Origin of the sequence: Serratia sp. CY43202 (genome assembly GCF_052168755.1) — a bacterium.
GTDB lineage: Bacteria > Pseudomonadota > Gammaproteobacteria > Enterobacterales > Enterobacteriaceae > Serratia > Serratia bockelmannii.
In genome coordinates this window covers 857,691-883,604 of the sequence record NZ_JBJNMB010000002.1, presented here as the reverse complement: position 1 = coordinate 883,604, position 25,914 = coordinate 857,691, and the positions used below count along the sequence as shown (strand labels likewise).

Genomic DNA, 25,914 nt, shown 5'->3' with positions numbered 1-25,914 from the left:
CGATGCACTGGCCTGCGCAGCGGCCGTAGCCGCCGCGCAGGGGGTTATTGGCTGATCGTCTGCTGCAGCGCCTGAACGGAAGAGGCGATGCCGGCATCGACCGACATGGTCAGGTCTTCCATTTCCAGCGACACCCAGTCGTTGTAGCCCATCATGCGCACCACCGAGAAGAACTCCTTCCACCACTGCAGATCCCGGCCGCAGCCGACGGCGACATAGTTCCAGGCGCGGCCGGCCACGTCGTCGATCGGTTTGGTCTCCAGCAGCCCGTTAACCTCGACGACGCCGCGCTCAAGGCGCACGTCTTTGCCGTGCACATGGTGAATGGCGGGCCCAAGGGCGCGGGCCACCGCGATGGGATCTGCGCCCATCCAGATCAAGTGGCTGGGATCGAGGTTCAGGCCCACCATCGGGCCAACGGCCGCGCGCAGCCGGAACAGCGAGTCCGGATTCCACACCAGCATGGCGCTGAAGTTTTCCAGCGCAAAGCGCTCGACGCCGCACGCTTTGGCCCGGGTGACCAGCGCCTGCCAATAGGGGATCGCCACTTCATTCCATTGATAGTCCAAACAGTTTTTCACCGTCGGCGGCCAGCTGACGGTATAGGTGATCCAGTTGGGGATGGTGTCATGCGGGCTGGCCGGGGGCAGGCCGCTCATCATGACGATCTTTTTCACCCCCAACAGGCCGGCCAGCTCCAGCGTATTATCGGTTTGCCGCAGATGACTCTGCCCCAGCTCGCCCGGATCGAGCGGATTGCCGGAGACATTGAGCGCGGCGATCTCCATGCCGCGGCTGGCCAGCGCCTGCTGCAGCTGCCGGCGTTTGGCGGGGTTGGCCAGCAGATCGTCGGCATCCAGATGGGGCGCCGGGGACCAACCGCCGGTGGTCATTTCCACGCCGCGCACCCCCAGCTCCAGCAGCCGATCCAGCATCGGCTCGAAGGGTAAATGGCCAAGGCTGTCGGTACAGAACGAAAGTTTCATGGTGCTTTCCTTATTGGTAATTGACCCAGGTGGCGCCGTTGTCGGCGGAACGAACGCAGTTTTCAATCCAGCGCACGCCTTCCAATCCGGCATCGATATCCGGATAGATCAGCGCGGCCAGCGTCTGCCGATCGCCGCGCTGACTGGCGCTGATCGCGATGGCGAACTTGAGGTAGATATTGGCCCAGGATTCGGCCAACCCTTCGGTATGCAGCGCGCCAAGCCGCTCTTCTGCCAGGGCGCTGTCGTCCAGATAGGGCATGCCGTGGTGCAGCGTTTGGTTGGGCCGCCCCTGGATCTCATAGCGCAATTCGCCGGGCGTGGAATCGCTCCATTGCAGGCTGGCGCGTGAGCCCACCACGCGGATGCTTTGGCTGTCCATCGCGCCCGCGTTGATGGCGGAGGCCCACATGCGCCCGACGGCGCCGTTTTCGTAGTGCATGAGCACCATGGCGTTGTCTTCCAACGGAGCGCGGGAAGAGATAAAGCTTTGGCGATCGCACAGCAGGGAGGCAATCTTCATATCGGGCATCACCAGCTGCGAGATGTAGAAGGTGTGGGTGGAGATGTCGCCCAGCACAAAAGAGGGGCCGGCGATTTTCGGATCGACGCGCCACTTTTGTGCCTCGAACGTGTCCGCGCTTTCGTTGGCATTGAAGCCGTGGGTGTACTGCAATTCGACCATGCGTATTTCGCCGATGTCGCCGTTCGCGATCATGGCGCGCATCTGCATCAGCAGCGGATGGCCGGAGAAGCCGTAGGTTACGCCGACGATAAGGCCTTTCTCCGCCGCCAGCGCCTTGATTTCTCTCGCCTCCGCCGTGGTGAAGAACAGCGGCTTTTCGCAGATGACATGCAGGCCGGCATTCAGCGCGGCGCGCGTGATTTCATAGTGGGTGCCGTTGGGAGTGGCGATGGTTACCACCTCAACGCCATCTTCGCGGTTAGCTTCTTGCTCCAGCAGCTGTTGATAGTTGTCATAGCAGCGTTCGGCGGGCACGCCGAGATTGACGCCAAACTCACGTCCGCGCGCCGCGTCGATATCAAAGGCGCCGGCAACCAACCGATAGGCGGTGTTGTCGCGCAGTGCGCCGGAACGGTGCTTGTAGCCCACCTGGCTGAGGCGGCCGCCGCCGATCATCGCCCAACGCAGCGGGCGAGGGATGCTTCTTTCACCATTTAACATGCTGACTCCTGATACTGTGGCTTTGCACTCGGGTGCAAAATGGGTTGAAAAAGAGAGTGGCAACGGCTTATTTCTGGTTCATCTGCGCAAATTGCGGGTAGTTTTCTCGCGTCACGGTTGCGTAGGGTACCCAGTTATAGGGCTCGGTTTTGGCGTGATCCAACATCGCTCGGGTCACCTGCACCGCACCGATCGCCTGGGCTTTGGCATCCTGGAAAATGGTCACCGCCAGGTCGCCATTTTTGATAAATTGCAGGCCGTCGGGTGTGCCGTCGATACCGGCAACCAGCACGTCGCGCTTTTTGGCCTGTTTCAGCGCCATGATCGCGCCGATGGCCATCTCATCGTTGTTGGCGGCGATCGCATCGATCGCCGCGCCGTTCAGCAACCAGCCGGAAACCACGTCGACCGCTTCGTTGCGCTGCCATTTGGCGGTCTGTTTCTCTACCACTTTCAGGTCTTTGTGTTTGGCGATCACCGCTTCTACCGCACGGGTACGTTCGCGGGTTTCTTCGTTGGATAGGGCACCCATCAGGATCGCCACGTTGCCGCGGTAATTCATTTTTTTCGCCAGGGCCTCCATCTGCAGGCGGCCGCTGAGCGCCGAATCGGAGCCGACGTAGGCCGTCGCGCCGCTAAGCGGCACTTCGGGCTTGCGGTTGACGAAGATAAGGGGGATCGCGGCGCGTTGGGCAGCCGTTATCATCGGCTGGACGCCTTGCGTATCGACCGGGTTGAGGATAATGGCATCCACGCCCTGATTAATCAGATCGTCTACCTGCTGCACCTGCAGGGCAACATCGCCCTTGGCATCGACGAACTGGCCTTGCAGCTGCTGCGCAGCCAGTTCTCGTGCCATTTGGCTGCGCAGGATGGAGACGAAGTTGAGATCGAAGTTGGCCAGCGCCACGCCGACCTGGTAGGTCTTGGCCTGGGCGGTCACGACAAACAGCGAGCAGGCTAACATCAACAGCAGTCTGGTTTTTTTCATTACGGTATCCTGTTGAGAAAAGAGGCGTTGTAGGCAAACAGCGAATTTGCAACCGGGTGCAAAGCAGAAGGCAAAACGGCCGTGAGTCTCTGAATGCCACCGTGAATGTCGGCCATGAAGAAAATTTGGTCAACTGGGGAAAGGTGAAAACAGCGCGGACGATCACAAACTCTTTACTTTTTGCACTCGGTTGCATAACAAATTGCAATCGGGTGCAAAAACGGGACATAATTGCAGCAGGCATGCCGGCAGGCGCTTAGGGGATCTGAGCGAGCAGGGTATAGTGTGACTTCACCGAAGCAGAGATCGACGCAACCATGACGAAACACCACAAAGCCACCGCCAGCGATGTCGCCGAAAAGGCCGGCGTCTCTAAATGGACGGTATCGCGCGCCTTTACGCCCGGCGCGTCGATCTCAGACAACGCGCGTGAAAGCGTACTGGCGGCGGCGGCCGAGCTGGGCTATCGACCCAATCTGCTGGCGCGCAGCCTGTCGCAAAAACGCACGCACATCATCGGCGTGGCCATCGACGAAATGAAGAACCCGCATTCGATGATGATGCTCGATATGGTCACCAAACAGCTGCAAACCCGCGGCTATATGGCGCTGCTGCTGAACATCACCGCGGGGGAAAACTACCGGGCGGTGATGGCGATGGCCGATCAGCTGCAGGTCGATGGCATTTTGTTCCTGGCGACGGTGTTAACCCAAGAGTGGGCGGCGATCGCGCAAGATCTGCATCAGATCCCGCTGGTGCAGGTGTGCCGCAATACGGAAAGTGAACACATTGATGTGGTGAACATCGACGGCTACCGCGCCGGCGAAGAGATCGCTGGGTTGCTGATAGAACAAGGGCATCGGCGCTTTGGCTACATGAAGGGGCCAGACACGCAAAGCAGCCATTTGCTGCGTATGGAAGGCTACCGCGACAAACTGATGGCCGCCGGTTTTCAGCTGGATCGGGTGCTCACCGCTGGCCACTACGATCGCCAGCGCGGTTTCCAACTGATGAGTGAATACCTGCAGGCAACGCCGGAAAGTGAGCGGGTTGAAGCGCTGTTCTGCGAGAACGACGTGCTGGCACTGGGGGCGCTCGAAGCGCTCAGGCAAGTAGCACCGTCGTCAGCCATGGCCGTGGTAGGTTTCGACGATATCGACGAAGCCGGCTCAGCCAATTGGGCGCTGACCAGCTACAGCCAACGCATTGACCGGTTAGTCGAGGAGGCCTTGAATCGCCTGATCGACAATCGCACCACGGCAGACGGCGCCTGGCGGCATGGAGAGTTGCGAGTTCGGCGGTCGCATTTGGCTGGGAAACCGGCGTAAGGATTTCTTTTTGTGTGACAATGTCACTATTGAGACTTGATGAGAGCACATCGAGATGTAAAGAAGAAACTCTATAGAAGAGAAAGCGTTACATCCAGAGGGCCCATCGCCAGCGGTGGTAAGTACCGCTGGGAACGCCATGGCAAACAGGCAGACGATGAGCAGTTGCCACTGCGTGAAAGTATGCATGGGCAGATACAACATGGCATGGATTACACGCCGCTATTTCAATTTCTGCTCAGTAAAGTGGGCCAACCCTGGAATGAAGTACATAGCGAAGCGGTAAGTCGGTTGGATAAAGAAGCGCCTATTTTTTACCTGGTGGCGCTGCACCGTAAAAACTGGCAGAGCTATGTCCGCTGTGGTGAGTCGAGCTATTACAGCGGACTATGCATAGATGATCACGGGATACTGCAGAAAGTGAACCCGGCATTCACCGCAGAAGATGTGCCGGTGAGATGCCGCTGTTGTACCTATACGTTCAACGGGGAACTCGTACCCGTCACGGAAAAGAACTGGCAAAAACCCTATGAGAAGGAATCCTGGGAATAGTCAGGTTTCACGAGTGTCATTCTGGTGTAGATTGACTGCCGAAGTTTGCCAGATTTCACGTAGCGCGATCAAAAAAGGAGGGCATTTTGACCCATTTTGCACAGTGGCTTAGCCAAATTCAGGCGCTTGAGGTTGAACTGCACCAGCCAACAACGCGCTGCGATCCGAAACATGTCGCGGCATTGTTGCATGAAGACTTTGAAGAGATTGGTCGTTCAGGCCTACGTTATGACAAATGCCAAACCGTTGCGGCGCTGGAGATGGAAACGGATTATCCGCCGATTTTCGCCGAAGGGTTTAAGCTGGCGAAAATCAGTGAAGGCGCCGTGTTGCTGACGTATAAAAGTTTTCAGCATGACGCGCAGGGCCGCGTCGTTCGTTGCACCGAACGCTCATCGATTTGGCTCCTGACGGAAAAGGCGGGTTGGCAGATGCGCTTTCATCAAGGTACGCCGACTAAGGGCTAAACTGAGATGGGTTGACAGATGGGCTTAAAACATAAAAAAGGATGTCAGCCTGATAAGCCTTGAAGGTGAGGTGAGAAAGGACGGGCAGGATAACCCCGGTGCGTACCCAGTAATTACATTTAACATAATATACATTATGCGCACCTAGGTGGTGATATGTGGATTCTGCCGTCCAGGCCTGATCATGGGCTTTCTCCTGCGGCCAGCCATGCCAGCGCCAGCTGCTCATGCCGCTGAACAAATTCGTTTTTCAACCGGCCATAAGCCGCCGGGTTTTGCCGGCTGTCTTCTGCTGCCTGGCGTTTGATTGCCGCATATTGCTGAGCAACACCCTGATGCTTGCGCAGATAATCTCTGAACGCCAAATGTCTGATCGCCTGTTCACTTCCTGTAGTAAATGCATGTACGTGATGCGTGCGATCGCCGTTTCCCTTGATGTAGTAACGTCTGCCAGCAATGCCGTTCTCGCCACGCGGCGTATATCCCATGTTACGCATCCCGTCATTCAAGCCATCCAACGCCGCCAGACTTTCAACCTCCAGCAAGATATCAATCGTTGGTTTGGCTGCCAGTTCCGGTACTGCTGTGCTGCCGATATGATGAATGGCCGTTAAAACGCCAGCCAATATCTCGCGTAGTTTCAGCGCTTCATCTTTATAACGTTCCACCCACTGCGGATCATAAGCTTCGATCGTGATAATGCGTGCTGACATTTTCCACTCCAATAATGATGACCAGGCATGGTTTCCAATGGCGACCTGCCGATATTGGCCAGAAATCCCCTGCTTTTTTGATCGCGCTACGTGAAATCTGATAAAACCTGGCGGCTTACGATACTGCAGATTTCATCCAAACGCGTCACTTAAACGGGCAGTATTTGCCTGTTAAATGCGCATTGGCGTGCGTTTGCATCGCTTTCTACGTCCAACACGGCGTTGGCTATACTGAATGGGAACATTCTTTCACGCTCAAGGAGCCTCCCCATGTTTGATCATGTGAAATTTGGCGTCAGCGACTTTGCCCTCAGCAAAGCGTTTTTCCTCAATGCGCTGGCGCCACTGGGCGTAAAGATCGTTGCCGAAGGCGAACCCGACTATGGCGTTGAGCTGTGCCCCGATCGGGGTAACGTGTCATTATGCCTGTTTCAGACCGATGAAAAACCGGCGCATCTGCACCTGGCATTTGCCGCAAGCAGCCGTGAACAGGTCGATGCGTTCTATCACGCCGCGCTAAATGCCGGCGGCATAGACAATGGCGCGCCCGGTTTACGGCCCAATTACCATGCCCACTACTATGCGGCGTTTGTGATCGCCCCGGATGGCCACAATATCAAGGCGGTTTGCCATAAACCGATGAGCTTGTGATTTTACCAGTTAAAACAGCTTATTAATCACGAATTGATGTACTCTATTTAACATAACGCAATTGTTACGCGGTCACTTATCGTTACCCCGTCACGTCAATCCACTCTGCTCCGGTGATGCTGGCCAGTCGCTGTGGCGCAATTCTCACGCCTGAGTTATCGCTGCCGCCTGCCGGAAGCACTTCACCGTAGCTGCACAGGCTGCGGTCGCAGTAAATTCTCACCGTTTCCGGTGCGGCAAAGGGGCAAACGCCACCGGGCGGATAGCCGGTCAGCGCCTCCACCTCCTCTGCCGGCAGCATACGCGCCTTTACGCCGAAGAATTGTTTGTACTTTTTGTTGTCGATTCTGGCGGTTCCCGCCATCACCAACAGCACCACGCCGTCGTTCACGCGAAACGACAGCGTCTTGGCGATCTGCCCGCTCTCCACCCCAAAGGCTTCCGCCGCCAGCGCCACCGTAGCGGTATTCTTTGCCAGCACCGTCACCGCCGTTTCCGGTGCGTGCTCGGCCAGAAATCGCTGAACGCGCTCTATACTCATGCCCTTCCTCCTGATGTTGCTAAGCCATTGATAATGCCGCAGTGATGGCTTCGGTTTTAACACCGCATGCTAAAAATGAGAATCAAAATTGTTCAAATCGGTAAATCTGAACAAAGCTTTAAGGGGCCAATGCCCTTTTTACCTATCATTTTTCATGGAGATACCTGCATGACCACGCAAACGACAGCAAGGCCCTCGGCGGCCGCAGTGGCCGTCTATGAATGGCTCAACCCGATACCCTATGGATTTTTCACCGCGGCGCTGATCTTCGACATCATCTATGCCTGCACGGCGAACATTCAGTGGGTCAATGGTGCAGGCTGGCTGATCGCCATTGGCCTGGTTTTTGCCATTATTCCCCGGCTGATTAACCTGGTGCAGGTGTGGTTCGGCAGCGGCCGGCGGCAGGGTTCATCGGTCAAACTCCATTTCTGGTTGAATCTGATCGCCATCGTTTTCGCCATCATCAACGCTTTCGTGCATAGCCGGGATGCGTACGCCGTGGTGCCGGAAGGCCTGGTGCTATCTGCCATCGTGGTCGCGCTGCTGAGCGTGGCTAATGTTCTGCTGGCCCTTGCCACCCGTGCAAAATAAGGAGGTTTTCATGAAGCTATCATCCCTGGCGCTCACTCTTGCTGCCGTTTTGGCGGTGGCCGGCTGCGATAACAGCGCCGTCATTTCGCCGGAACAACAAATGGGCCCGGATCCGACATTACCGCCGGCGCAAAACTTTCTGATCCCGCCGATGCAGGTGCCTAAGGGCGTGGGTTGGCAACAGAACCAGATGCCGAAAGTGGCCGAAGGATTGAAAATCGATAAGGTGGCGGACGATTTGCTTCATCCGCGCCAGCTGCTTACCCTGCCCAACGGCGATGTGTTGGTGGTGGAAGCCAACGGGCCGGGCACGGAAGCGGTGAGCACGACCAAGCAGCTGATCGCCGGGCTGGTGAAAGGCCAATCCGGTAAAGGCGGCAAAGGCGGCAACCGCATCACCCTGCTGCGCCCAACTGCCGACGGCGGCTGGGAAAAGCATATCTTCCTCGAGGGGCTCGATTCCCCGTTCGGCGTCCAGTTGATTGGCAACACCCTGTACGTGGCCAACACCGGCAATATCATGCAGTACGCCTATCAGCCGGGCGAAACGCGCATCAGCGATCCGGGTAAAGAGCTGGCCGATCTGCCGGACACCATCAACCACCACTGGACCAAGGCCCTGCTGGCTAGCCCGGACGGCAAAAAGCTGTATGTCGGCGTCGGCTCCAACAGCAACATCACCGAAAATGGCCTGGCCGTAGAGTACCGGCGCGCCGCGGTACTGGAAGTGGACACCGCCTCTGGTGCCAGCCGCATCTTCGCCAGCGGCCTGCGTAATCCGACCGGGCTGCAGTGGGAACCGCACAGCGGCAAGCTGTGGGCCATCGTCAACGAGCGTGACGAGATCGGCGCCGATCTGGTGCCGGACTATCTGACCTCCGTGCAGGACGGCGGCTTCTACGGCTGGCCTTACAGCTATTTCGGCCAGCACGTCGATCGTCGGGTGCAGCCGGCGCGGCCGGATCGGGTGGCGAAAGCCATCAAACCGGACTACGCCCTCAGCTCGCACGTCGCACCGCTGGGGCTGCTGTTCTACACCGCGAGCGCTCTGCCGGCCGAGTATCGCGGCGGCGCCTTTGTCAGCGAGCACGGCAGCTGGGATCGCTCGCCGCTGAACGGCTACCGGGTCAGCTACGTGGCGTTTGAACAAGGCAAGCCGGTCGGCAAACTCAAAGCGGTCGTCACCGGCTTTGTCTCCGATGATGAGAAGGAACTCTATGGCGCACCGGTAGGGTTAGCAATTGACAAGTCCGGCGCCCTGCTGATTGCGGATGACGTGGGCAATACCGTTTGGCGCGTCAGCGCTAAATAAGGTTAACGGGCAGGTTCCGACGAACCTGCCCGTGACATTGTCACTCAATAACCTGCGCCAGCCAGACCGTCCTTCCCCCACAGGTGGGATCTTCCACTACATGGTCCACCACGCGGAAGCCGTTCTCCTGCAATAAATGCCGATACTCCTCCGGTGCCAGGCTGGCGTGAAACAGCGCCTGGCCTTCGAAGCTGCCGATCGCCACGCCGTCTGCAGGGCCGCTGGTGAACATCAGTGCGGCATGCGGTTTGGCATGTTTTCTGAACAACGGAAACATGCGGCGCTGATCGTCACGCGCCAGATGAAAGAAGCTGTCCCAGGCCAGCAGGCCATCGAACTTCGCCGACAAATCCAGCTGGCGCATATCCATTTGTCGCCATTCCTGCTGCGGAAAACGCTGCCGGCAGCGCGCGATCATCGCCTGCGCACCGTCGATGCCGGTCACGCGATACCCCTGCTCGATAAAATAGGCGGCGATCGGCGCGCCATAGCCGCAGCCGAGATCCAGCAGCCGCGCATTGGCCGCAGTGAGCTGCAAAAAGCGGTCGAGCCACGGCCGTTCAAACAGCGTGGTAGGTCTGAGGCGTTCCCAGGCGGCGGCATGTTCGTCATAAAGCAGAATAATCGTGCTCGCCAGTTTTTCCGTCATTAATATTGTCCCCGTCACGTTATTGGCGCAAAAAAAATAGCCTTTGGTCAGGATTAAAGCGCTTATCCGATAATATATTCATCAACAGACCGTTGACCAGAAATAAAAGGTTTTAACATTTCTACATAAACCAGTACAATTCCCTACCCTGTGTTAACCCTTTTTTTAGGTTGATTGTGTCGTTAATTCAGCGCTCTGCATCGCGAAATCGGGCCGCCGCCTGGTTAGGGATGTTTGCCATTCTGATGTTGTTCATTGCGCCGGTGGTCTCGCGATCCCTGGAGCATGTACGCGCCGGAAGTGCTGGAACGACCGCCATGGCGGATTGCGGCATGGCGATGCCGATGCATCACGGGATGCATTCGCCGCCGCCTGAGCCTGAAAAAGCCTCACAGCCGCTGATGCAGCACGGCGGCGGCCACCACAACATGGCGATGATGATGGACGACAGCGCCTGCGGCTACTGCGTGCTGTTGCTGCACGCGCCGCTGCTGGACGTGAGCCACGCCCCACTGTTCTGGTCCCAGTCGCTGGCTTCACGCCCGCCGCCGATCCACTACCTCGTTCCCCTGTTTGCCCACGTTGTTCACACCGAATTACAGCCGCGCGCGCCCCCCATTTCTTTCCTCTGATTTAACCACAAACCCATTGCCGTTCTCTGTATTGCCGTTGATCGCTTCAACCCGGCGGAATTAATTCGCCCAACGATTAATCACCGAGACGACATTATTAATCCGGTTATTTCCACGTTGATGGAATTAACCCCCGTATTTTCCGATGGTGACTTTCGCCAGGCCGCCCCACGCCTGAATAATCCCTCGGCCAAGAACGGAAAAGAGTTAGCTAAAGGAAAGATGATGTTTAAACCGACTTATAAAAAGAACGCCGTTACCCGCGCCATCACCGCCGCCATGCCGCTGTTCCTGCTGGCCGGCTACGCGGCGCAGGCGCATCAGCCCCCTACCGGCGCACAGGTTAATGATGGCGACGTGATCACCGTTACCGCACCGCTCTACTCTCCGCTGACCATCGTCACCTCACCAAAAACCCCACGCCAGCCGGTGCCGGCCAGCGATGGCTCGGACTACCTGAAAACCATTCCCGGCTTTTCTCAGATCCGCAACGGCGGCACCAACGGCGATCCGGTATTTCGCGGCATGTTCGGTTCGCGGTTGAAGATCCTCACCGACGGTTCAGAGATGCTCGGCGCCTGCCCATCGAGAATGGATGCGCCCACCTCTTACATCTCGCCGGAAAGCTTCGATCTGCTGACCATCACCAAAGGGCCGCAGACGGTGCTGTGGGGGCCGGGTTCGTCGGCGGGCACCGTGCGTTTCGAACGTGAACGTCCGCGCTTCGACGAGCCGGGTATCAAGGGCAACGCCAGCGTGCTGACCGGCTCCAATGGCCGCTGGGACGAGAATATCGACGCCAGCCTCGGCGCCGAGCAAGGTTACTTGCGGGTGATGGCCAACAAATCCCGCTCCAACGATTATCAGGACGGCACCAATACGCGCGTGCCGTCGCGCTGGGACAAGTGGAACGGCGATCTGGCGCTCGGCTGGACGCCGGACAACGATACGCTGCTGGAAGTGACCATGGGCCGCGGCAACGGCGAAGCGCGCTATGCCGGCCGCAGCATGGACGGTTCGCAGTTCAAGCGCGAAAGCCTGGGCATGCGGGTGGAAAAATCCAACATCGGCGAGGTGCTGGATAAGCTGGAAGCGCAGGTCTACTACAACTACGCCAACCACGTGATGGACAACGTCACCCTGCGCTCGCCGGGCAGCGGTGGCATGGGGGGGCACGGCGGCCATGGCGGTATGAGCATGGGGGGCCACGGCGGGCACATGATGTCTTCCGGCATGACGATGCAGCTCGATCGCCGCACCGTCGGCGGCCGCGTGATGGGCACCTGGCAGTGGCAGGACGTGAAGCTTGAAAGCGGCCTGGACACGCAGACCAACACCCACCGCAGCATGAGCCGCGGCAGCTGGGAAAAAGACGCCCAGTTCAACAGCTACGGCGCCTTCAGTGAGCTGACCTGGTCCACCAGCGAGCAGGATAAACTGATCGGCGGCGCGCGTCTTGACCGCACCCTGGTGGAGAATTTCCGCAGCGGCAGCGATGGGGAGCGTTCGGACACCCTGCCTAGCGGTTTTATGCGTCTTGAGCATACGTTGGCCGACCTGCCGCTGATGCTGTATGCCGGCGTCGGTTATACCGAGCGCTTCCCGGATTACTGGGAGTTATTCTCGCCGAAGCTGGGCCCGAACGGCAGCAAAGATCCGTTCTCCAGCGTCAAGAGCGAGAAAACCACGCAGCTCGACATCGGCGCACAATACAACGGCAAGCGCTTCAACGGCTGGGTCTCCGCTTATGTGGGCCGCGTCGATGATTTCATCCTGTTCAAATACGATCCGCACAATGCGCGTCTCAGCCAGGCCGATAACGTCAACGCCAACATCATGGGCGGCGAAATGGGCATGGGTTACCAACTGAGCGAGCACTGGAAAACCGACGCCAGCCTGGCCTACTCCTGGGGTAAAAACACCAGCGACGGCCGCCCGCTGCCGCAGATCCCGCCGCTGGAGGCACGCTTGGGGCTGACCTATGAGTACGGCGACTGGAGCGGCACCGGTCTGTGGCGTCTGGTCAGCAGCCAGCACCGTGTGGCGATCAACGAAGGCAACGTGGTGGGCAAAGACTTTGCCGAAAGCGCCGGCTTCGGCGTGCTCTCCGCCAACGCCGCCTACAAGGTGAATAAAAACGTCAAGCTGAGCGCCGGTCTGGATAATATCCTGAACAAGACCTACAGCGAGCACCTTAACCTGGCGGGCAACAGCGCCTTCGGCTATTCGGCCAACAGCGCGGTGAATGAACCGGGCCGCACCCTGTGGGCCAAGGTTAACGTCACCTTCTAAGCCATCCACCGGGCGATGGGCAACCGTCGCCCGGTCATGCGATATGCGATCCGGTTCTTAGGATATGAGTTTTAAGTTTTTCCCATTCGGTTTAGCGGCGATTACTATCACCCTCAACGTAATCAACGATCCGGAGGGAATATGCAAAAGCTCACTCGTTTTCTGGCCCTGCTCGGCGAGCTGATGATCGAAAAAGCCGACGATGTCGCGCCACAGGCTACTCAGCCAGACGATCGCGACGACGCGTTGCCACCGCGCCTCGAACGCGGCGTTCCGCTGGCCGACCGCTTCCTGTTCATGTAATTTCCCGCGCAGTTTAACCCGCTTACACTGACCGCACGATATGTTCGCGCAGCCACCGGTGAGCGGGATCCCGATGCGATCTTTCGTGCCACAGCATGGTCATTTCAAAACCCGGCACCGCCAGCGGCGGCTCGAGTTGTTGCAATAAAGGCTGGTTGCGCACCAGCCGCTCCGGCAGCATCGCCACCAAATCGGACTGCGTCAGCACCGAGATCACGAAGAGAAAATGCGGCACGGAAAGCACCACGCGCCGCGTCAGCCCCACGTCCGCCAGCGCTTGGTCGGTGATGCCGTAGAAACCGCCGCCGTCCGGTGAGACCATCACCTGCTCCAATTGGCAAAATTGCGTTAGCGTCAGGTTTTCATGCAGTTTAGGATGGCCGACTCTGCCCACCAGCACATAGCGTTCACTGAACAGCGTGCGCTGACGCAAACCGGGCGGCGCCCCTTCACGGGTGTGAAACGCCAGATCGATCTCTCCCTGTTCCGCCAGTTTGGCGATGCGTGACGGCGCGGTTTCCAGCACCGCCAGCCGGGTGCCGGGCGCCGCCGTGCGCAAACCGTTCAGCGCCGGCAGGACGATGGTGGATTCGCCGTAGTCGAAGGCGGCCACACGCCAGGTATCGGTCGCCACGGCGGGATCGAACGGCGTCGCCGGCGTTACCGCCAACTCAAGCGCCGCCAGCGCCTGGCGCAGCGGTTCCCGCAGCTGCTCCGCTCTGGCGGTCGGACGCATGCCGCGCGGGCCGGGCAACAGCAGCGGATCGTCAAAGATCGCCCGCAGTTTGGCGAGATGCACGCTGACCGCCGGCTGAGAGAAATTGAGCCGCTGCGCCGCGCGCGTAACGTTGTGCTCCGCCAGCAGCGCGTCGAGCGTCACCAGCAGATTGAGATCCAGCCGCCTTAAATTATTCATGGTTATACCTGGGATAACGGTAATTCATTTCTAATATACCTTGTGACGCCCTAACCTGCAGCTCTCACACCAAGGAGAGTTGCTATGAATGTGCTGATTGTTTACGCCCACCCGGAGCCGCAGTCGCTGACCGGCTCACTGAAAAACTTCGCCGTTGAGCGCCTGACGCAGGCCGGTCATCAGGTACAGGTGTCCGATCTGTACGCCATGAAGTGGAAAGCGGCACTTGACGCCAACGACAGCCTGGAAGGTGCATCAGGGCCCCGTTTCGATCCTTCGTTGGATTCCCAGCGCGCGTTTGCCAACGGCGTGCAGAGCGCCGATATCGAACGGGAGCAGCAAAAATTGCGCTGGGCGGACGCGGTGCTGCTGCAGTTTCCGCTGTGGTGGTTCTCGATGCCGGCGATTCTGAAAGGCTGGTTCGAGCGTGTCTATGCCTATGGTTTTGCCTACGGCGTCGGTGAGCATTCCGACACCCATTGGGGCGACCGTTACGGCGAGGGGACGCTGGCGGGCAAACGGGCGATGCTGATCGTCACCGCCGGCGGCTGGGAGTCCCATTACGCCCCGCGCGGCATCAACGGGCCGATCGACGATATCCTGTTTCCGATCCAGCACGGCATGCTGCATTACCCAGGCTTCGAGGTGCTGCCGCCGTTTGTCACCTACCGCGCCGGAAAGACCGACGAGACGCGCTTCGCCGCCCTGTGCGAGCAGCTCGGGCAACGGCTCGATACCCTGTGGCACACCGAGCCCATTCCGTTTCGGCGACAGAACGCCGGTGACTACCTGATCCCGCAGTTGACGCTGAAAGCGCATCTCGCGCCGGGTCAGGACGGTTTCGGCGTTCACATCGAGTAGCCGGAGGCGCACGCCCTGGCGCATCCGGGGCGTGGCGTTAATTCAGGGCGGCGAGAAATGTCTGGTAGCCCTGTGCGCTGCTGTCCAGCTCATGCTGCTGAACCTGCTCTGCCACCCCGTCCGAAGCGGCCTCCTTGCCATAAAAGGCGAAGAACGAGGCATAGTCGGCCCGCACGTAACCGGCGGTGACTTCAAACGGCCGGAAGATTTCCTCCAGCGAGTAGCGATAACGCCCTTCACGCGCGTAATCTTCTGCGCGCACGCCCGCCGTGACCGCCAGCGCCAGTTTCTTGTTCTGCATCTTATAGCCGCTGCGGGAACCGTAGGCCCAGCCGTAGGTGAGCACGTCGTCCAGCCATTTTTTCAGCAGCGGCGGGCTGCTGAACCAGTAAATCGGGAACTGCAGCACGATGTTGTCATGCGCTTCAATCAACTGCTGTTCTTTGGCGACGTCGATCTGCCAGTCCGGATAGGCCTGATGCAATTCGTGCACCGTATACCGCTCCGGATAGCGACGCAGTTCCTCCAGCCAACGTTTGTTAACCACCGAGTTCGCCATATCGGGATGGGCCACGATCACCAAGGTTTTCATACTGATTTCTCCAGTCAGGTGTTTCGACGCATCTTAGGGTATGCTGACAGAATGTAAAATACGCACACTCACGACACATACTTACCTTGGAGAAAGTATAAAATGACCGCCGAATCTCACTGCAGCCCAACGGGCATCAGTCTCGAAGACACCGGCTATGGCTACACCCTGTCGGTGATCAACGGCAAATATAAAATGATTATTCTCTACTGGCTGGCGCTGTATAAGCCGGTATTGCGGTTCAACGAACTGCAGCGTTGCATCGGCACCATTTCGTACAAAACGCTGAGTTCGACGCTGAAAGAGCTGGAAAAAGACCGGCTAGTGGTGAGAAAGGAGTATCCGCAGATCCCGCCCAAGGTGGAGTACAGCCTGTCCGAACGCGGGCGTTCGCTGATCCCGGTGATCGACATGATGTGTAACTGGGGGGAACAGCACCGGCCGGAACAGCCGGTGCCCTGAGAGGTTAGTTGTCCGCCGCCGCTGAGGTTGCCGGAGTGGGATCGTCGTGCTCAACCAACGCGTCCGCCGGCCGGCACTGGCGCAGCGTGCGTACGCTGAAAGCCACCAGCACGCCGAGCACGGCGGCGAATGCACCAAACGACAGCACGCTCATCAACGGGGTGAACACCCTGCCCAGTACGCCGAGCCCCAGCGCACCGATCGAGTCGCCGGTCACGTCCTGCGCGGTGCCCAGGCTGTTCACCCGCCCAAGCAAATGATCCGGCGTGTTGCTCTGGATCAGCATGAACTGCAGAAGTGAGGCGATAGCGTTGGCGTAGCCGTAGCACACCAGCGCCAGCAGCGCCGGCGCCAGGTGGCTGAACAGCCCCAGTGACGCGATGGCGGTGAACGCGACGATAGCGGCGACCAGGATCAGCACGCCAGGGCGAGCGTATCGCCCCACCCAGCCGCTGGTCAGCGCGCCCAGCATCGCACCGAGCGGCACCGCGGAGTACATCAGGCCGATAGAGGACGCGCCAACGTGGTAAGCGTCCTGCGCCAGCGCCGGGAACAGCACCCTGACGGCGCCGACGATGCTCATTAGCATCCCCAGCAGCACCACCGAGCCGACCACCTTATTGCGCCAGACAAACTGGAAGCCGCTGGCGAGCGCACGCAGCGGGTGTTCCGGCTCCTGCTGCTGCGGCAGCAGCGTCGGCAAGCGCACCAGCGGGACCAGGGTGCCCAGCGTCCCTGCCGCCGCGACGGCGAAGGCGAGACCGACACCCCCGAACACGATGATAATCCCGCCCAGCGCCGGTGCGAGGATCGCGCCGATGCGCACCGTCACCATGCTCAAGGCCCCTGCCGCCGCCAGGTTTTCACGCCCGACCAGCAGCGGGATCACCGCCATCAGCGCCGTCATACCCAGCGCGCCGAAGAAGCCGTCCCAGGCCGCCAGCAGGTAGAGCGCCCACAGCGACGGTGCCGGGGCGAAGGCGTTCAGGCTCAGGGCGACAAAGCCCAGCCCGCAGGTGCCGCGCGCAAACAGGATAAGCTTGCGGCGATCGTAGCGATCGGCAAGCACCCCGCCCAGCATCAGGCCGATAAACATACCTACGCCGTCCAGCGCCACCGCCACGCCCACCTGCAACGTGGATCCGGTCATCGCCTGGATCTGAATCGGCACCCCTACCGCCAACATGCCGAGGGAAAACACCGACAGCATGCGGGCGCAGAAAATCGCGCGGAAATGCGCATTGCTTCTCAGCAAACTGAAATCAAGAAAAAAAGAAGGTCTGGCCATAGTGTCCTGCATGTCATGTTTTAGTGCGGGCCGGGACGCACGCCCCCCGGCCCGGTTGCGTTATACCAAGCCGTATTGCCGCGTCAGCAGCGAATGCAACAGCGGCCCAAGCGTCTCCAGCGAGGCCGGAGACAGAATGTCCGCGTGTTCGCAGCGCTGATGATGGCAGATCAACCCATCCAGATACGGCGCCCACACGGCATTGATGTCCATCTCCGGCGGCAGCGTCTGGTCGGCGACAAACAGCGTCGCCGTGCCGTGGAAACGCCGGCTGCGCGCCTGGGACAGAATGCGCACCGCATCGCGGTAGTTGGCGACGATGCTGTCGAACATCGCCGCCTTCTCCGCCATCAGCGCCGGATCGCCATGATCTTCCGCCATAAACTCGGCCTGTTCCTGCGCCACCTCTTTCTGCGCGTCTTCCTCGCTGGGGCCGGTCCAATCCTGGCCTTCCGGCGGATAGGTATCCAGCATGCCGAGGAACGCCACCTCTTCGCCCTGCTGCTGCAGGCGCGCGGCCATCGAGTGCGCCAGCGTGCCGCCGAGCGAATAGCCCAGCAGGTAGTAAGGCCCCTGCGGCTGCAGGCGGCGCAGATGGGCGAGATGACGATCGACCATCTGCTCAATATCCTCGCAGGTGGCGATAGCGCCATCCGGTCTTGGCGACTGCAGGCCGATGATGGGGTAGTTCCCCGGCAGATAACGGCTCAGCCCCGAGTACTGCCAGGCGAAACCGGAAGCCGGATGCAGGCAGAACAGCGCCGGGCCTTGACCGGCCCGCAGCTGCAGGCATTCGCCGACGCCACGGCTCTCGGCCGAGTTGGCGGCCTGCGCGTCATCGAGCAGGTGCGCCATCTTCTCCAGGCTGCGGGCGAACATGATCTGTCCGACGCTCAACGGCCGCGGGACGCGCCGGCGCAGCTCTGCCGCCAGACGCATCGCCAGCAGCGAATGGCCGCCCAGCGCGAAGAAGTCGTCGTCGGCATACACCGTCTCGCGCCCCAGCAGTTCCCCGAACAGCGCCGCCAGCAGGCGCTCGCTGTCGCTCTGCGGCGCACGCCCGGCTTGCAGGGCCAGCTGCGGCCGTGGCAATGCCTTGCGATCCAGTTTGCCGCTGGCGCTGAGCGGGAAGCTGTCGGTCATGACATAGCTGACCGGCATCATGTGCGCCGGCAAACGTGCCTCCAGCGCCTGATGCAGCACGGCAGTATCCAGCGTCACGCCCGGTTGGGCGATCAGCCAGGCAACCAGCTGCCGCATATCGGCGCCGCCCAGCCCCGTCGCGCCCTCGCCCAGTTCGATGGCGTGCACCGCCGCTTGCGCTACTCCCGGCTGTGCCAGCAACGCCTGTTCGATTTCGCCCAGCTCGATACGCTGGCCACGGATCTTCAGCTGATCGTCGCTGCGTCCCAAATACTCGACGCTGCCGTCTTCCAGCCAGCGGGCGATATCGCCGGTGCGATACATGCGCGCCCCGTTGCCGGCGGGATCGGCGACAAACCGCTGTGCCGTCAACCCCGGCCGATGCAGATAGCCATCGGCCAGCTGAATGCCGCGCAGGTAGAGATCGCCGGCGCAGCCGACGGGTACCGGCCGCAGCATGGCGTCGAGAATGCTCAGTTGGGTGTTCCAGACCGGTTTGCCGATCGGCACGCCGGCGCCGTTCACCGCCGCCAATGCCGCGCCGGACGCCGGTTGATAGGTGACATCGACCGCCGCCTCCGTCGGGCCATACAGGTTGTGCAGCGGCGCCGTGACCAACGCCTGATAGCGGGAAGCCAGTTCGCACGACAGCGCTTCGCCGCTGCAGAACACGCGTTTCAGGCTGGCGGCGGCGCGCTGTGGCGCCCGCTCGTTCAAGGCCTCCACCCAGATAGCCAACATGGATGGAACGAAATGCAGCGTGGTCACGCCATAGTCGTCGATCAACGTCGTCAGCGCCTGCGGATCGCGGTGCGCCTCCGGCGGCGCCATCACCAGGCGCGCGCCGACCATCAGCGGCCAGAAGAACTCCCAGACGGAAACGTCGAAGCTGCACGGCGTTTTCTGCAAGACCACGTCCTGCGCATCGAGCGCATACTCGTGCTGCATCCAGAACAGGCGGTTGACGATCGCCCGGTGGTTCACCACCACGCCTTTCGGCCGCCCGGTAGAGCCGGAGGTATACAGCACGTAGGCGGGATAATCGCCGTTCCCCGTCGGTGGGCGCGGCGCCGGTTCGCGCCCGCTGTCGTCCAGCACATCGAACCGCAGCGTCGGCGCCAGTGCGGCAAAGCGGGCGTCCAACGCGCTTTCGGTGATAATCAACCGTGGTTTGGCGTCCTCCACCATGTAGGCCAACCGCTCGTCCGGGTAGCCGGTGTCCAGCGGCAACCAGGCGGCGCCGGTCTGCACAATCGCCGTCAGCGCCAGGCTGAGGCGCACGGAGCGTGGTAACGCCACCGCGACAATATCGCCCGGCTGAATGCCGGCCGCCGTCAGCCGCTCGGCCAACAGCGCGGCCTGGCGCTGCATGTCACGGTAGCTGAGGCTGTGCCCGGCATCCTGCAGCGCGATGCGTTCCGGCGTGCGCCGCGCTTGATCCGCGATCGCCTGATGCAAGGTGGTGTCCGCCACCGCCTGTCCGGTGCGGTTGACCGCCGCGATCAGCGCCTGCTCCTGCGGGATTTGCAACTGCCAGCGCGGCAGCGGCAGATCCGGCTGGGCGATCCACTGTTGCAGCAGCGCCATCAGCCGCGCGGCGAAGCGCTCAGGCTGCGGCACCGAGGCGCGGTACTCCATCAGCAGACGCAGACGTTCGCCCGGCAGCACCAGCAGCGTCAGCGGATAGTGGGTATAGCCTTTGTTGCGGATGGCGTCGCAGCGCAGCGCCCCTGCTCCGCCCAGCAGAGCGTCGTTGTCCGGGTAGTTTTCTACCACCAACAACGTATCGAACAGCGTGCCCGCCCCGGCCAGGTGCTGGATCTCCCCCAACCCCAAATCGTCGTGCTCCAGCAGTTCAATCTGCCGGTGCTGCAGTTCGGTCAACTGATCCGTCAACGAACGGTCATGCTGCAGACGAACCCGCACCGGCAGCGTGTTGCTGAACAGGCCAACATGCTCCTCAACCCCTTCTATCTGGCCAAAGCGGCCGGAAACCGGCGAGCCGAACACCACGTCCTGATGGCCGCAACAGCTGGCCAGCTGCAGCGCCCAAATGCCCTGCATCACGGTATTGAGCGTCAACCCGCGTTCGCGGCACAGAGTCAGCAAACGCGTCTCCTCGGCCGGCGGCAGCGTCATTTCCAGCTCATGCACGCGATCGTCCTGCGTTTCACCGAACAGCAACGTCGGGCGCACATCCTGCAGCGTCTCACGCCAGAGGCGGCGCGAAGCTTCAGCATCCCGCGCGGTCAGGCGGCGCACGATATCGGCGTAGTTCGAACGCAGCGTCGGCAGCGCCTGCTCGCCTTCACGCAAGGCCAGCATCAGATCGTTGAGCACTACCGGCGTCGACCAGCCGTCGACGATCAAGTGATGGGCATTGAGGAACAGCGTGTGGCGTTCGCTATCGCCGTGTTTGACCCACAGCGCATGCAACATTGCGCCCGGCTGGTTGAACAGATCGCGCTGCAGCTCTTTCTGCTCCAGCTCATTCAGCGCCTGCATTTCTTGCTCTTCGGCCAGCGGCGGCAGCCTGTGGCTGTCCAGCGGCCAATGGCTTTCCTGCGGTATCAGCTGCAGCGGTTCGCCCTCGCGGTTGAATCGGGCGGCCAGCTGCGGATGGCGGCGGATCACCGCATCCAGCGCCTGCTGAAGGCGATGTGCGTCCAGTTCGCCGCAAAGGCTCAGGCGCGTCAGCGAGTTATAGCTGCCGCCCTGCTGCGCGGTCTGCGCATGGAACAGCAGGCCGTGCTGCAACGGCAACAGCGGCAGCGCCGCGGCTAACGGCCCGCACTCCCGCTCCCAGGCGCGCACCGTCTCATCGTCAACGTTCGGCTGGGCGATCTCGGCCGCTACCAACGTCGCCGCCGCGCGATCGGGATGCCGTTCGGCAAATTCGCACAGTGCACGCACTGCTTGCTCGATGCCGCTGTGCAGCTGCGTAATGTCGCTCTCGCTGAAAATCCCCTCCAGCCAGCTCCAGTTGATCGCCAGGCACGCGCCGTCGCGCCGCTCTTCGACAAAGATATTCACCTCCAGGCCATACGACAGCGCCTGCTGTGCATCCTGCGCCACGGCGAAGGCGTCGCGGAAGCGGGTTTGGCTGCGTTGCGGCGCCCAGTTCCCCTCGTCCTGGCTGAAGCGCCCGAGGTAGTTGAACAAGATCTCCGGCGCATTGCGCTGCGCCAGCGCCGCCAGTTCGTCACGCCGCGGATGCAGATAACGCAGCTGGCCGTAACCGATGCCGCGATCGGCTACCGCTCGCGTCGCCCGTTTCACCGCGCGCACGGCCTCATTGTGCTCGGCGTCATGCAGTTCGATGCGCAGCGGATACTCCGCCGTCAGCCAGCCGACGGTGCGGGCCAGATCGAGACCGTCGTCCAGTTCAGCGCGGCCGTGCGACTCCAGAGAGAAACGCAGCGAAGCGGCCTGGAAACGGCGGCGGCAGGCCTGAGCCAGCGCGCACAGCATGATCTCTTCAACCTGCGCGCGGTATCTCTGCGGCAAGGTGCCGAGCAGCGCGGCGGTCAGGCGGCTGTCGATCAGCGTGCGCCGTTCGCTCACCGAGGCGATGCGATCGGTCTGCGGATCCAGCACGCGTCGCCCCAAACGCGGCACCTCGTCCGCCAGCATCTGCCGCCAGAACGGCAGCTCGGCTTCGCGGCGTTCGACGTCGGCTCGTAGGCGTGCAGACCACTCATAGAGCGAGGTTTCTTCCGGCGGCAGCATGATCGGCTGCCCCTGCATGGCGCTGTCGGCCACTTGCCGCAGTTCGTCGAGCAGGATGCGCCAGGAAACGCCGTCGACCACCAGATGGTGGATCGCCAGCACCAGCCCCAGGCTCTGCTCGTCGCGCTGCAACAGGATGGCTTGCATCATGGCGCCGGCCGCCGGATCGAGATGGTCAAGCGCGGCATCAAACGCCTGTTCTGCCGCTGATTCCAGCTCACCGGACACGGTATTAACCTGCATCAGCTCACCGGCGGCGGCGGTTTCAACCACCAACTGACCGTCGCGGATCCGCGCGCCCAGCGCCGGGTGTGCCGTGTGCAGCTGTTCCAACGCATAACGCAGCTGTTGCGGCTGCAGCTCGGCAGGTACACGCAGGAAAACGCCGTGCGCGAAGCGGCGATGCATATCGCCCGTCTCGGCAAACCAGTGCAGGATCGGCAGCCCGTCGATCGGGCCTTGCTGTACGCTGCGTGTAGCCTGAGAGTCTATGGCCAGCGGCTGCATCGCCTGCGCCATGCGTGCGGGGGTGTGCAGCGCGAAGATCTCGCGCGGCCGCAGCAGATAACCTTTGCGCCGCAGGGCGGTGCCCAGCCCCATCGCCGAGATGCTGTCGCCGCCGAGCGCGAAGAAATCGTCGTCGGCGCCGACGCGATCCATCCCCAACAGCTGCGCCATGGCGCCGCAAATCAGCCTTTCCTGTTCGGTGGCCGGCTCACGAATGCTTTGCGCCAGCGTTTCCTGCGGTTTGGGCAGCGCCTGACGGTCAATCTTGCCATTCACGTTAAGCGGCAGCTCCGGCATCACCACCAGGATCGCCGGCACCATATAATCCGGCAGACGCTGCGCCAGTTGCCCCAGCAGTTCGCTTTGCAGCGTGGGTGAGGCGCGCCGCGCGTCATCCTGCACCGAGCAGTAACCGATCAAACGATAGGTGGCGCCGATCGGCTCGGCGATCACCACCGCCCGCCCCACGTCCGGCAAGGCGGCCAAGGCGCTTTCCACCTCACCCAGCTCGACGCGGAAGCCGCGCACCTTGATTTGGTGATCGGTACGGCCAATGAATACCAGCTGACCCTCCGCGCTCCAGCGCATCAGATCGCCGCTGCGGTACATCACCTCGCCTTCGGCGAACGGGTTGGCGACAAAGCGCGCCGCCGTCAGATCCGGGCGCCGCAGGTAACCGCGCGCGATGCCTTTGCCGGAAATGTACAGCTCGCCCGCCGCGCCGATCGGCACCGGCTGCAGCCGGCTGTCGAGCAGCCAGACGGCGGTATTGGCGAGGGGGCGACCGATCACCGGCTGATCGGCGGCCGTGACCGGCGCGCCCAGGGTATCGACGGTGTATTCGGACGGGCCGTAATAGTTGTGGATCTCCACCTCCGGATGCTGCTGCATCAGGTTCCACAGCGTCGGCGTCGCCGCCTCACCGCCGATCATCACGAACGACGGCAGCGGGAACTGCCCCTTCAGCAGGCCGCAGTCCACCAGTTGCGAGAAGAATGACGGCGTGATGTCCAGCAGATCGATCGGCGTCTGTTGGGTTTGTTCCAGCAGCGCCCAGGGGTCGCGGCGCAGCTCCTCGTCGAAGATAACCAGTTCGCTGCCCATCATCATGCAGAACAGCGGTTCCCAGGAGGAGTCGAAAGAAAACGAGGCGGTATGGCCGGCACGCAAGCGGCGCGCGTGGCGAGCCTGGAATTTTTCGATCGCCGGGCCGAACAGAGAGGCCTGGTGCGACAGGAACAGGTTCAGCAGCCCGCGATGCGTGGACATGACGCCCTTGGGTTTGCCGGTCGAGCCGGAGGTGTAAATCATGTAGGCGAGATGCGCCTCGCTCAGCGGCATGCGCCGCTCGTCGTCCGTTATCGGCGTGGCCTCGGCAGCCGCGCAGCGCGCCAGGCACGCTGCGTCGTCCAGGCACAATACTTGTGGCAGGTCCGGCATGTTGGTCAGCGTGGCGCGGTGGGTCAGCAACATTACCGGCCGCGCGTCGTCGCACATCAGCGCCAAACGTTCACGCGGATAGTCCAGATCGAGCGGCATATAGGCCGCGCCGCTGGCCAAAACGCCGAACAGCGCGACCAGCGTGTCCACCGAGCGCGGAATGCCGATGGCAACCACGTCTTCAGCGCCGATGCCGCTTTCGATTAGCACTCGCCCCAACTGCATCACCCGTTCGGAGAGCTGCCGGTAGCTGAGGCGCTCGTCGCCGCAGGCCACCGCCAATGCCTCAGGCTGGCGTTCAACCTGGCGCTGGAACGCATCCATGATTGACACCATGCCCGTCGGCGGCGTCAGATCGGCGCCGCGCCCCCAGGCCGCGAGTTGCCTTAGCTCCCCTTCGCCGATCAGCGCCAGTTGAGCGTTCGGCTGGTGCGGCTGTCGCGCCAACTGCTGCAGCCAATGGCCGATGCGCTCCGCGTGATGATGCAAGGTGCGCGGCGAGTATTTGGCCGGGTTGGCCACCAAAGACAGCGTCAGCACGCCGTTGCGAAAGCCGATCTCAAACTCCAGGTCATCGACCGGCCCCATCGCCAGCGTATGGGTAACGGCCGCTTGGCCGTCGAACGACAAGGCGCTGTGGTAGACCTTGACGTTGATCACCGGCCCGTACAGTTCCTGATGGCCACCGACCAGGCCGAGATCGCGCTTGATCTGCTCCGCCTCATAGCGTTGATGGCGGCGCGCCTGTTTGATCTGCGCTACGGTCGCCTGGCAGACGTCCGCCAGCGACAGCTCCGGCGTCACGTTCAGCAGCAGCGGCAGCACGTTGACCACCGGGCCGACCGCCGCCAGCGCCTGCGACCCCATCCGCCGCATGAAAGGAAAACCGACTGAGAAGCGGGTTTCGCCGCTCATGCGCGCCAGATACATCGCCAGCGCCGCCGTGACGATGTCGGCCGGTTGCAGCGCCTGCAACGCGTCGTCGCGCAGCGCTTCGTCAAACAGTGACTCCGGCAGCACCAGCACCTGTTTGAGCGGCCGGGCGCCCGGTTCAACCTCCCGGCTTTCCGTCGATAATGACAGCGGCGACGGCAGTTCGCGCAGATGCTGGCGCCAGAATTCGGCCGCCCGCTCACGTGCGGGCGACGTTTGCCATTGCTGAAACTCTTCCACTACCTTGCCGAACGGGGTAAACGGCGAGGCCACCGGCGACAGCCCGTGGCGCAGCGCGCGATAGATATCGGCGATCCGGCGGGTGATGGCTTCGAAACTGAAGCCGTCCAGGGTCAGATGATGAAAGCGCTGGTACCAAAACCAACGATCGGCGCTGACGCGGATTATCGCATGGCGATAAAGCGACCGTTCGCCGTCCGCAGGCAAATCCTGCGCCAGATCGTCGTTCATCAGCGCCAGCGCCGCCTGTTCGGCGTCCGGCTGCGCGCTGAAATCGAACCACTCCGGCGCCTGTACGCGCGCAGGGTCGGCTATCAACGGGAGACGCTGCACCGGCTGGCCGTCCTGCGCCTCAAAGAACCGCGCCTGAACCGTATCCGCTTCGGCCAGCCCCTGACGGATCGCGCGCTCCAGCGCCGAACGATCGATTGCGCCGTGCAATTCGGTGTAGTGCGCCACGGCGAAGCTGTTGCGCCGCAGCGCGATTTGGTCGGCGATCCAGATCCCCGGTTGCGCCGCAACCAGCGGATAATCCCGATACTCGACCTGAGTATCCGGTAAAGAAAGCGTTTCTGACATGGTGTCTGTCCTTTCCCTCAAACGGAA

Annotated in this window: 21 protein-coding genes; 11 read left to right on the top strand and 10 right to left on the bottom strand. The window is 61.3% G+C overall.

From position 1 onward, the window contains the following. Positions 1–44 precede the first annotated feature (44 nt). The 3 genes from ACJ8J5_RS05920 to ACJ8J5_RS05910 all read right to left on the bottom strand — a co-directional run bounded on the left by ACJ8J5_RS05920 (position 45) and on the right by ACJ8J5_RS05910 (position 3,163). The gene (locus tag ACJ8J5_RS05920; RefSeq protein WP_414104493.1) at positions 45–986 is read right to left on the bottom strand and encodes a sugar phosphate isomerase/epimerase family protein; all 942 of its coding nucleotides are present in this window, start codon (positions 984–986) and stop codon (positions 45–47) included. 10 nt (positions 987–996) lie between these two features. Further along, positions 997–2,172 (bottom strand): Gfo/Idh/MocA family protein, encoded by a 1,176-nt coding sequence (locus ACJ8J5_RS05915; RefSeq protein ID WP_043137340.1) that lies wholly within the window; start codon positions 2,170–2,172, stop codon positions 997–999. Between the two features lie 67 nt (positions 2,173–2,239). After that, positions 2,240–3,163, bottom strand: coding sequence for a substrate-binding domain-containing protein (locus ACJ8J5_RS05910; RefSeq protein WP_380827732.1), 924 nt, complete (start codon positions 3,161–3,163; stop codon positions 2,240–2,242). 317 nt (positions 3,164–3,480) lie between these two features. Here ACJ8J5_RS05910 and ACJ8J5_RS05905 point away from each other — a divergent pair, with 317 nt between their 5' ends. The 3 genes from ACJ8J5_RS05905 (at position 3,481) to ACJ8J5_RS05895 (ending at position 5,510) form a co-directional block, all read left to right on the top strand. Continuing rightward, positions 3,481–4,491 (top strand): LacI family DNA-binding transcriptional regulator, encoded by a 1,011-nt coding sequence (locus tag ACJ8J5_RS05905; protein WP_049204044.1) that lies wholly within the window; start codon positions 3,481–3,483, stop codon positions 4,489–4,491. A 39-nt stretch (positions 4,492–4,530) separates the two neighbouring features. Further along, a complete protein-coding gene (locus ACJ8J5_RS05900) occupies positions 4,531–5,043 on the top strand; it encodes a hypothetical protein (RefSeq protein WP_043137327.1) in 513 nt (170 codons plus the stop codon). Positions 5,044–5,129: 86 nt separating this feature from the next. Beyond that, positions 5,130–5,510: a nuclear transport factor 2 family protein gene (locus ACJ8J5_RS05895; RefSeq protein WP_197769603.1), complete on the top strand. Its 381-nt coding sequence runs from the start codon at positions 5,130–5,132 to the stop codon at positions 5,508–5,510. A gap of 182 nt (positions 5,511–5,692) precedes the next feature. Here ACJ8J5_RS05895 and ACJ8J5_RS05890 read toward each other — a convergent pair whose 3' ends face one another. After that, complete coding sequence (locus ACJ8J5_RS05890) at positions 5,693–6,223, bottom strand: GrpB family protein (protein WP_060433080.1); 531 nt, start codon at positions 6,221–6,223, stop codon at positions 5,693–5,695. Between the two features lie 270 nt (positions 6,224–6,493). Between ACJ8J5_RS05890 and ACJ8J5_RS05885 the strand changes: the two genes are divergently transcribed. After that, entirely contained in the window at positions 6,494–6,874 is a 381-nt protein-coding gene (locus tag ACJ8J5_RS05885; protein WP_442520472.1) for a VOC family protein, read from the top strand. Positions 6,875–6,956: 82 nt separating this feature from the next. Here the strand turns inward: ACJ8J5_RS05885 and ACJ8J5_RS05880 are convergent, their stop codons facing one another. Then, the gene (locus tag ACJ8J5_RS05880; protein WP_261424505.1) at positions 6,957–7,415 is read right to left on the bottom strand and encodes a YbaK/EbsC family protein; all 459 of its coding nucleotides are present in this window, start codon (positions 7,413–7,415) and stop codon (positions 6,957–6,959) included. Between the two features lie 168 nt (positions 7,416–7,583). On the opposite strand from ACJ8J5_RS05880, the gene ACJ8J5_RS05875 reads away from it, so the two are divergent. Beyond that, positions 7,584–8,009 carry a DUF2231 domain-containing protein gene (locus ACJ8J5_RS05875; protein WP_060433083.1) on the top strand — a complete coding sequence of 142 codons (426 nt, stop codon included), beginning with the start codon at positions 7,584–7,586 and terminating at the stop codon, positions 8,007–8,009. Positions 8,010–8,019: 10 nt separating this feature from the next. After that, positions 8,020–9,321, top strand: a complete 1,302-nt coding sequence (locus ACJ8J5_RS05870; protein ID WP_414104491.1) for a PQQ-dependent sugar dehydrogenase — start codon at positions 8,020–8,022, stop codon at positions 9,319–9,321. A gap of 40 nt (positions 9,322–9,361) precedes the next feature. On the opposite strand, the gene ACJ8J5_RS05865 is transcribed toward ACJ8J5_RS05870, so the two are convergent. After that, positions 9,362–9,970, bottom strand: coding sequence for a class I SAM-dependent DNA methyltransferase (locus tag ACJ8J5_RS05865; RefSeq protein ID WP_414104490.1), 609 nt, complete (start codon positions 9,968–9,970; stop codon positions 9,362–9,364). Between the two features lie 230 nt (positions 9,971–10,200). Between ACJ8J5_RS05865 and ACJ8J5_RS05860 the strand changes: the two genes are divergently transcribed. The 3 genes from ACJ8J5_RS05860 (at position 10,201) to ACJ8J5_RS05850 (ending at position 13,197) form a co-directional block, all read left to right on the top strand. After that, positions 10,201–10,602, top strand: coding sequence for a DUF2946 domain-containing protein (locus ACJ8J5_RS05860; RefSeq protein WP_147823804.1), 402 nt, complete (start codon positions 10,201–10,203; stop codon positions 10,600–10,602). A gap of 225 nt (positions 10,603–10,827) precedes the next feature. Further along, positions 10,828–12,894, top strand: coding sequence for a TonB-dependent copper receptor (locus ACJ8J5_RS05855; RefSeq protein WP_414104489.1), 2,067 nt, complete (start codon positions 10,828–10,830; stop codon positions 12,892–12,894). Positions 12,895–13,035: 141 nt separating this feature from the next. Continuing rightward, a complete protein-coding gene (locus ACJ8J5_RS05850; protein WP_162837924.1) occupies positions 13,036–13,197 on the top strand; it encodes a hypothetical protein in 162 nt (53 codons plus the stop codon). 22 nt (positions 13,198–13,219) lie between these two features. Here ACJ8J5_RS05850 and ACJ8J5_RS05845 read toward each other — a convergent pair whose 3' ends face one another. Continuing rightward, positions 13,220–14,113: a LysR family transcriptional regulator gene (locus ACJ8J5_RS05845; RefSeq protein WP_164067130.1), complete on the bottom strand. Its 894-nt coding sequence runs from the start codon at positions 14,111–14,113 to the stop codon at positions 13,220–13,222. Positions 14,114–14,197: 84 nt separating this feature from the next. Between ACJ8J5_RS05845 and ACJ8J5_RS05840 the strand changes: the two genes are divergently transcribed. Beyond that, positions 14,198–14,974, top strand: coding sequence for an NAD(P)H-dependent oxidoreductase (locus tag ACJ8J5_RS05840; RefSeq protein ID WP_060433089.1), 777 nt, complete (start codon positions 14,198–14,200; stop codon positions 14,972–14,974). Between the two features lie 37 nt (positions 14,975–15,011). On the opposite strand, the gene ACJ8J5_RS05835 is transcribed toward ACJ8J5_RS05840, so the two are convergent. After that, positions 15,012–15,566 carry an NAD(P)H-dependent oxidoreductase gene (locus tag ACJ8J5_RS05835; RefSeq protein WP_147823808.1) on the bottom strand — a complete coding sequence of 185 codons (555 nt, stop codon included), beginning with the start codon at positions 15,564–15,566 and terminating at the stop codon, positions 15,012–15,014. A gap of 102 nt (positions 15,567–15,668) precedes the next feature. Between ACJ8J5_RS05835 and ACJ8J5_RS05830 the strand changes: the two genes are divergently transcribed. Next, entirely contained in the window at positions 15,669–16,028 is a 360-nt protein-coding gene (locus ACJ8J5_RS05830) for a winged helix-turn-helix transcriptional regulator (protein ID WP_025302868.1), read from the top strand. Positions 16,029–16,032: 4 nt separating this feature from the next. Here the strand turns inward: ACJ8J5_RS05830 and entS are convergent, their stop codons facing one another. Beyond that, entirely contained in the window at positions 16,033–17,316 is a 1,284-nt protein-coding gene (gene entS / locus ACJ8J5_RS05825; protein ID WP_261456374.1) for an enterobactin transporter EntS, read from the bottom strand. Between the two features lie 60 nt (positions 17,317–17,376). Continuing rightward, the gene (locus tag ACJ8J5_RS05820) at positions 17,377–25,887 is read right to left on the bottom strand and encodes an amino acid adenylation domain-containing protein (RefSeq protein WP_442520471.1); all 8,511 of its coding nucleotides are present in this window, start codon (positions 25,885–25,887) and stop codon (positions 17,377–17,379) included. Positions 25,888–25,914: the final 27 nt, after the last annotated feature.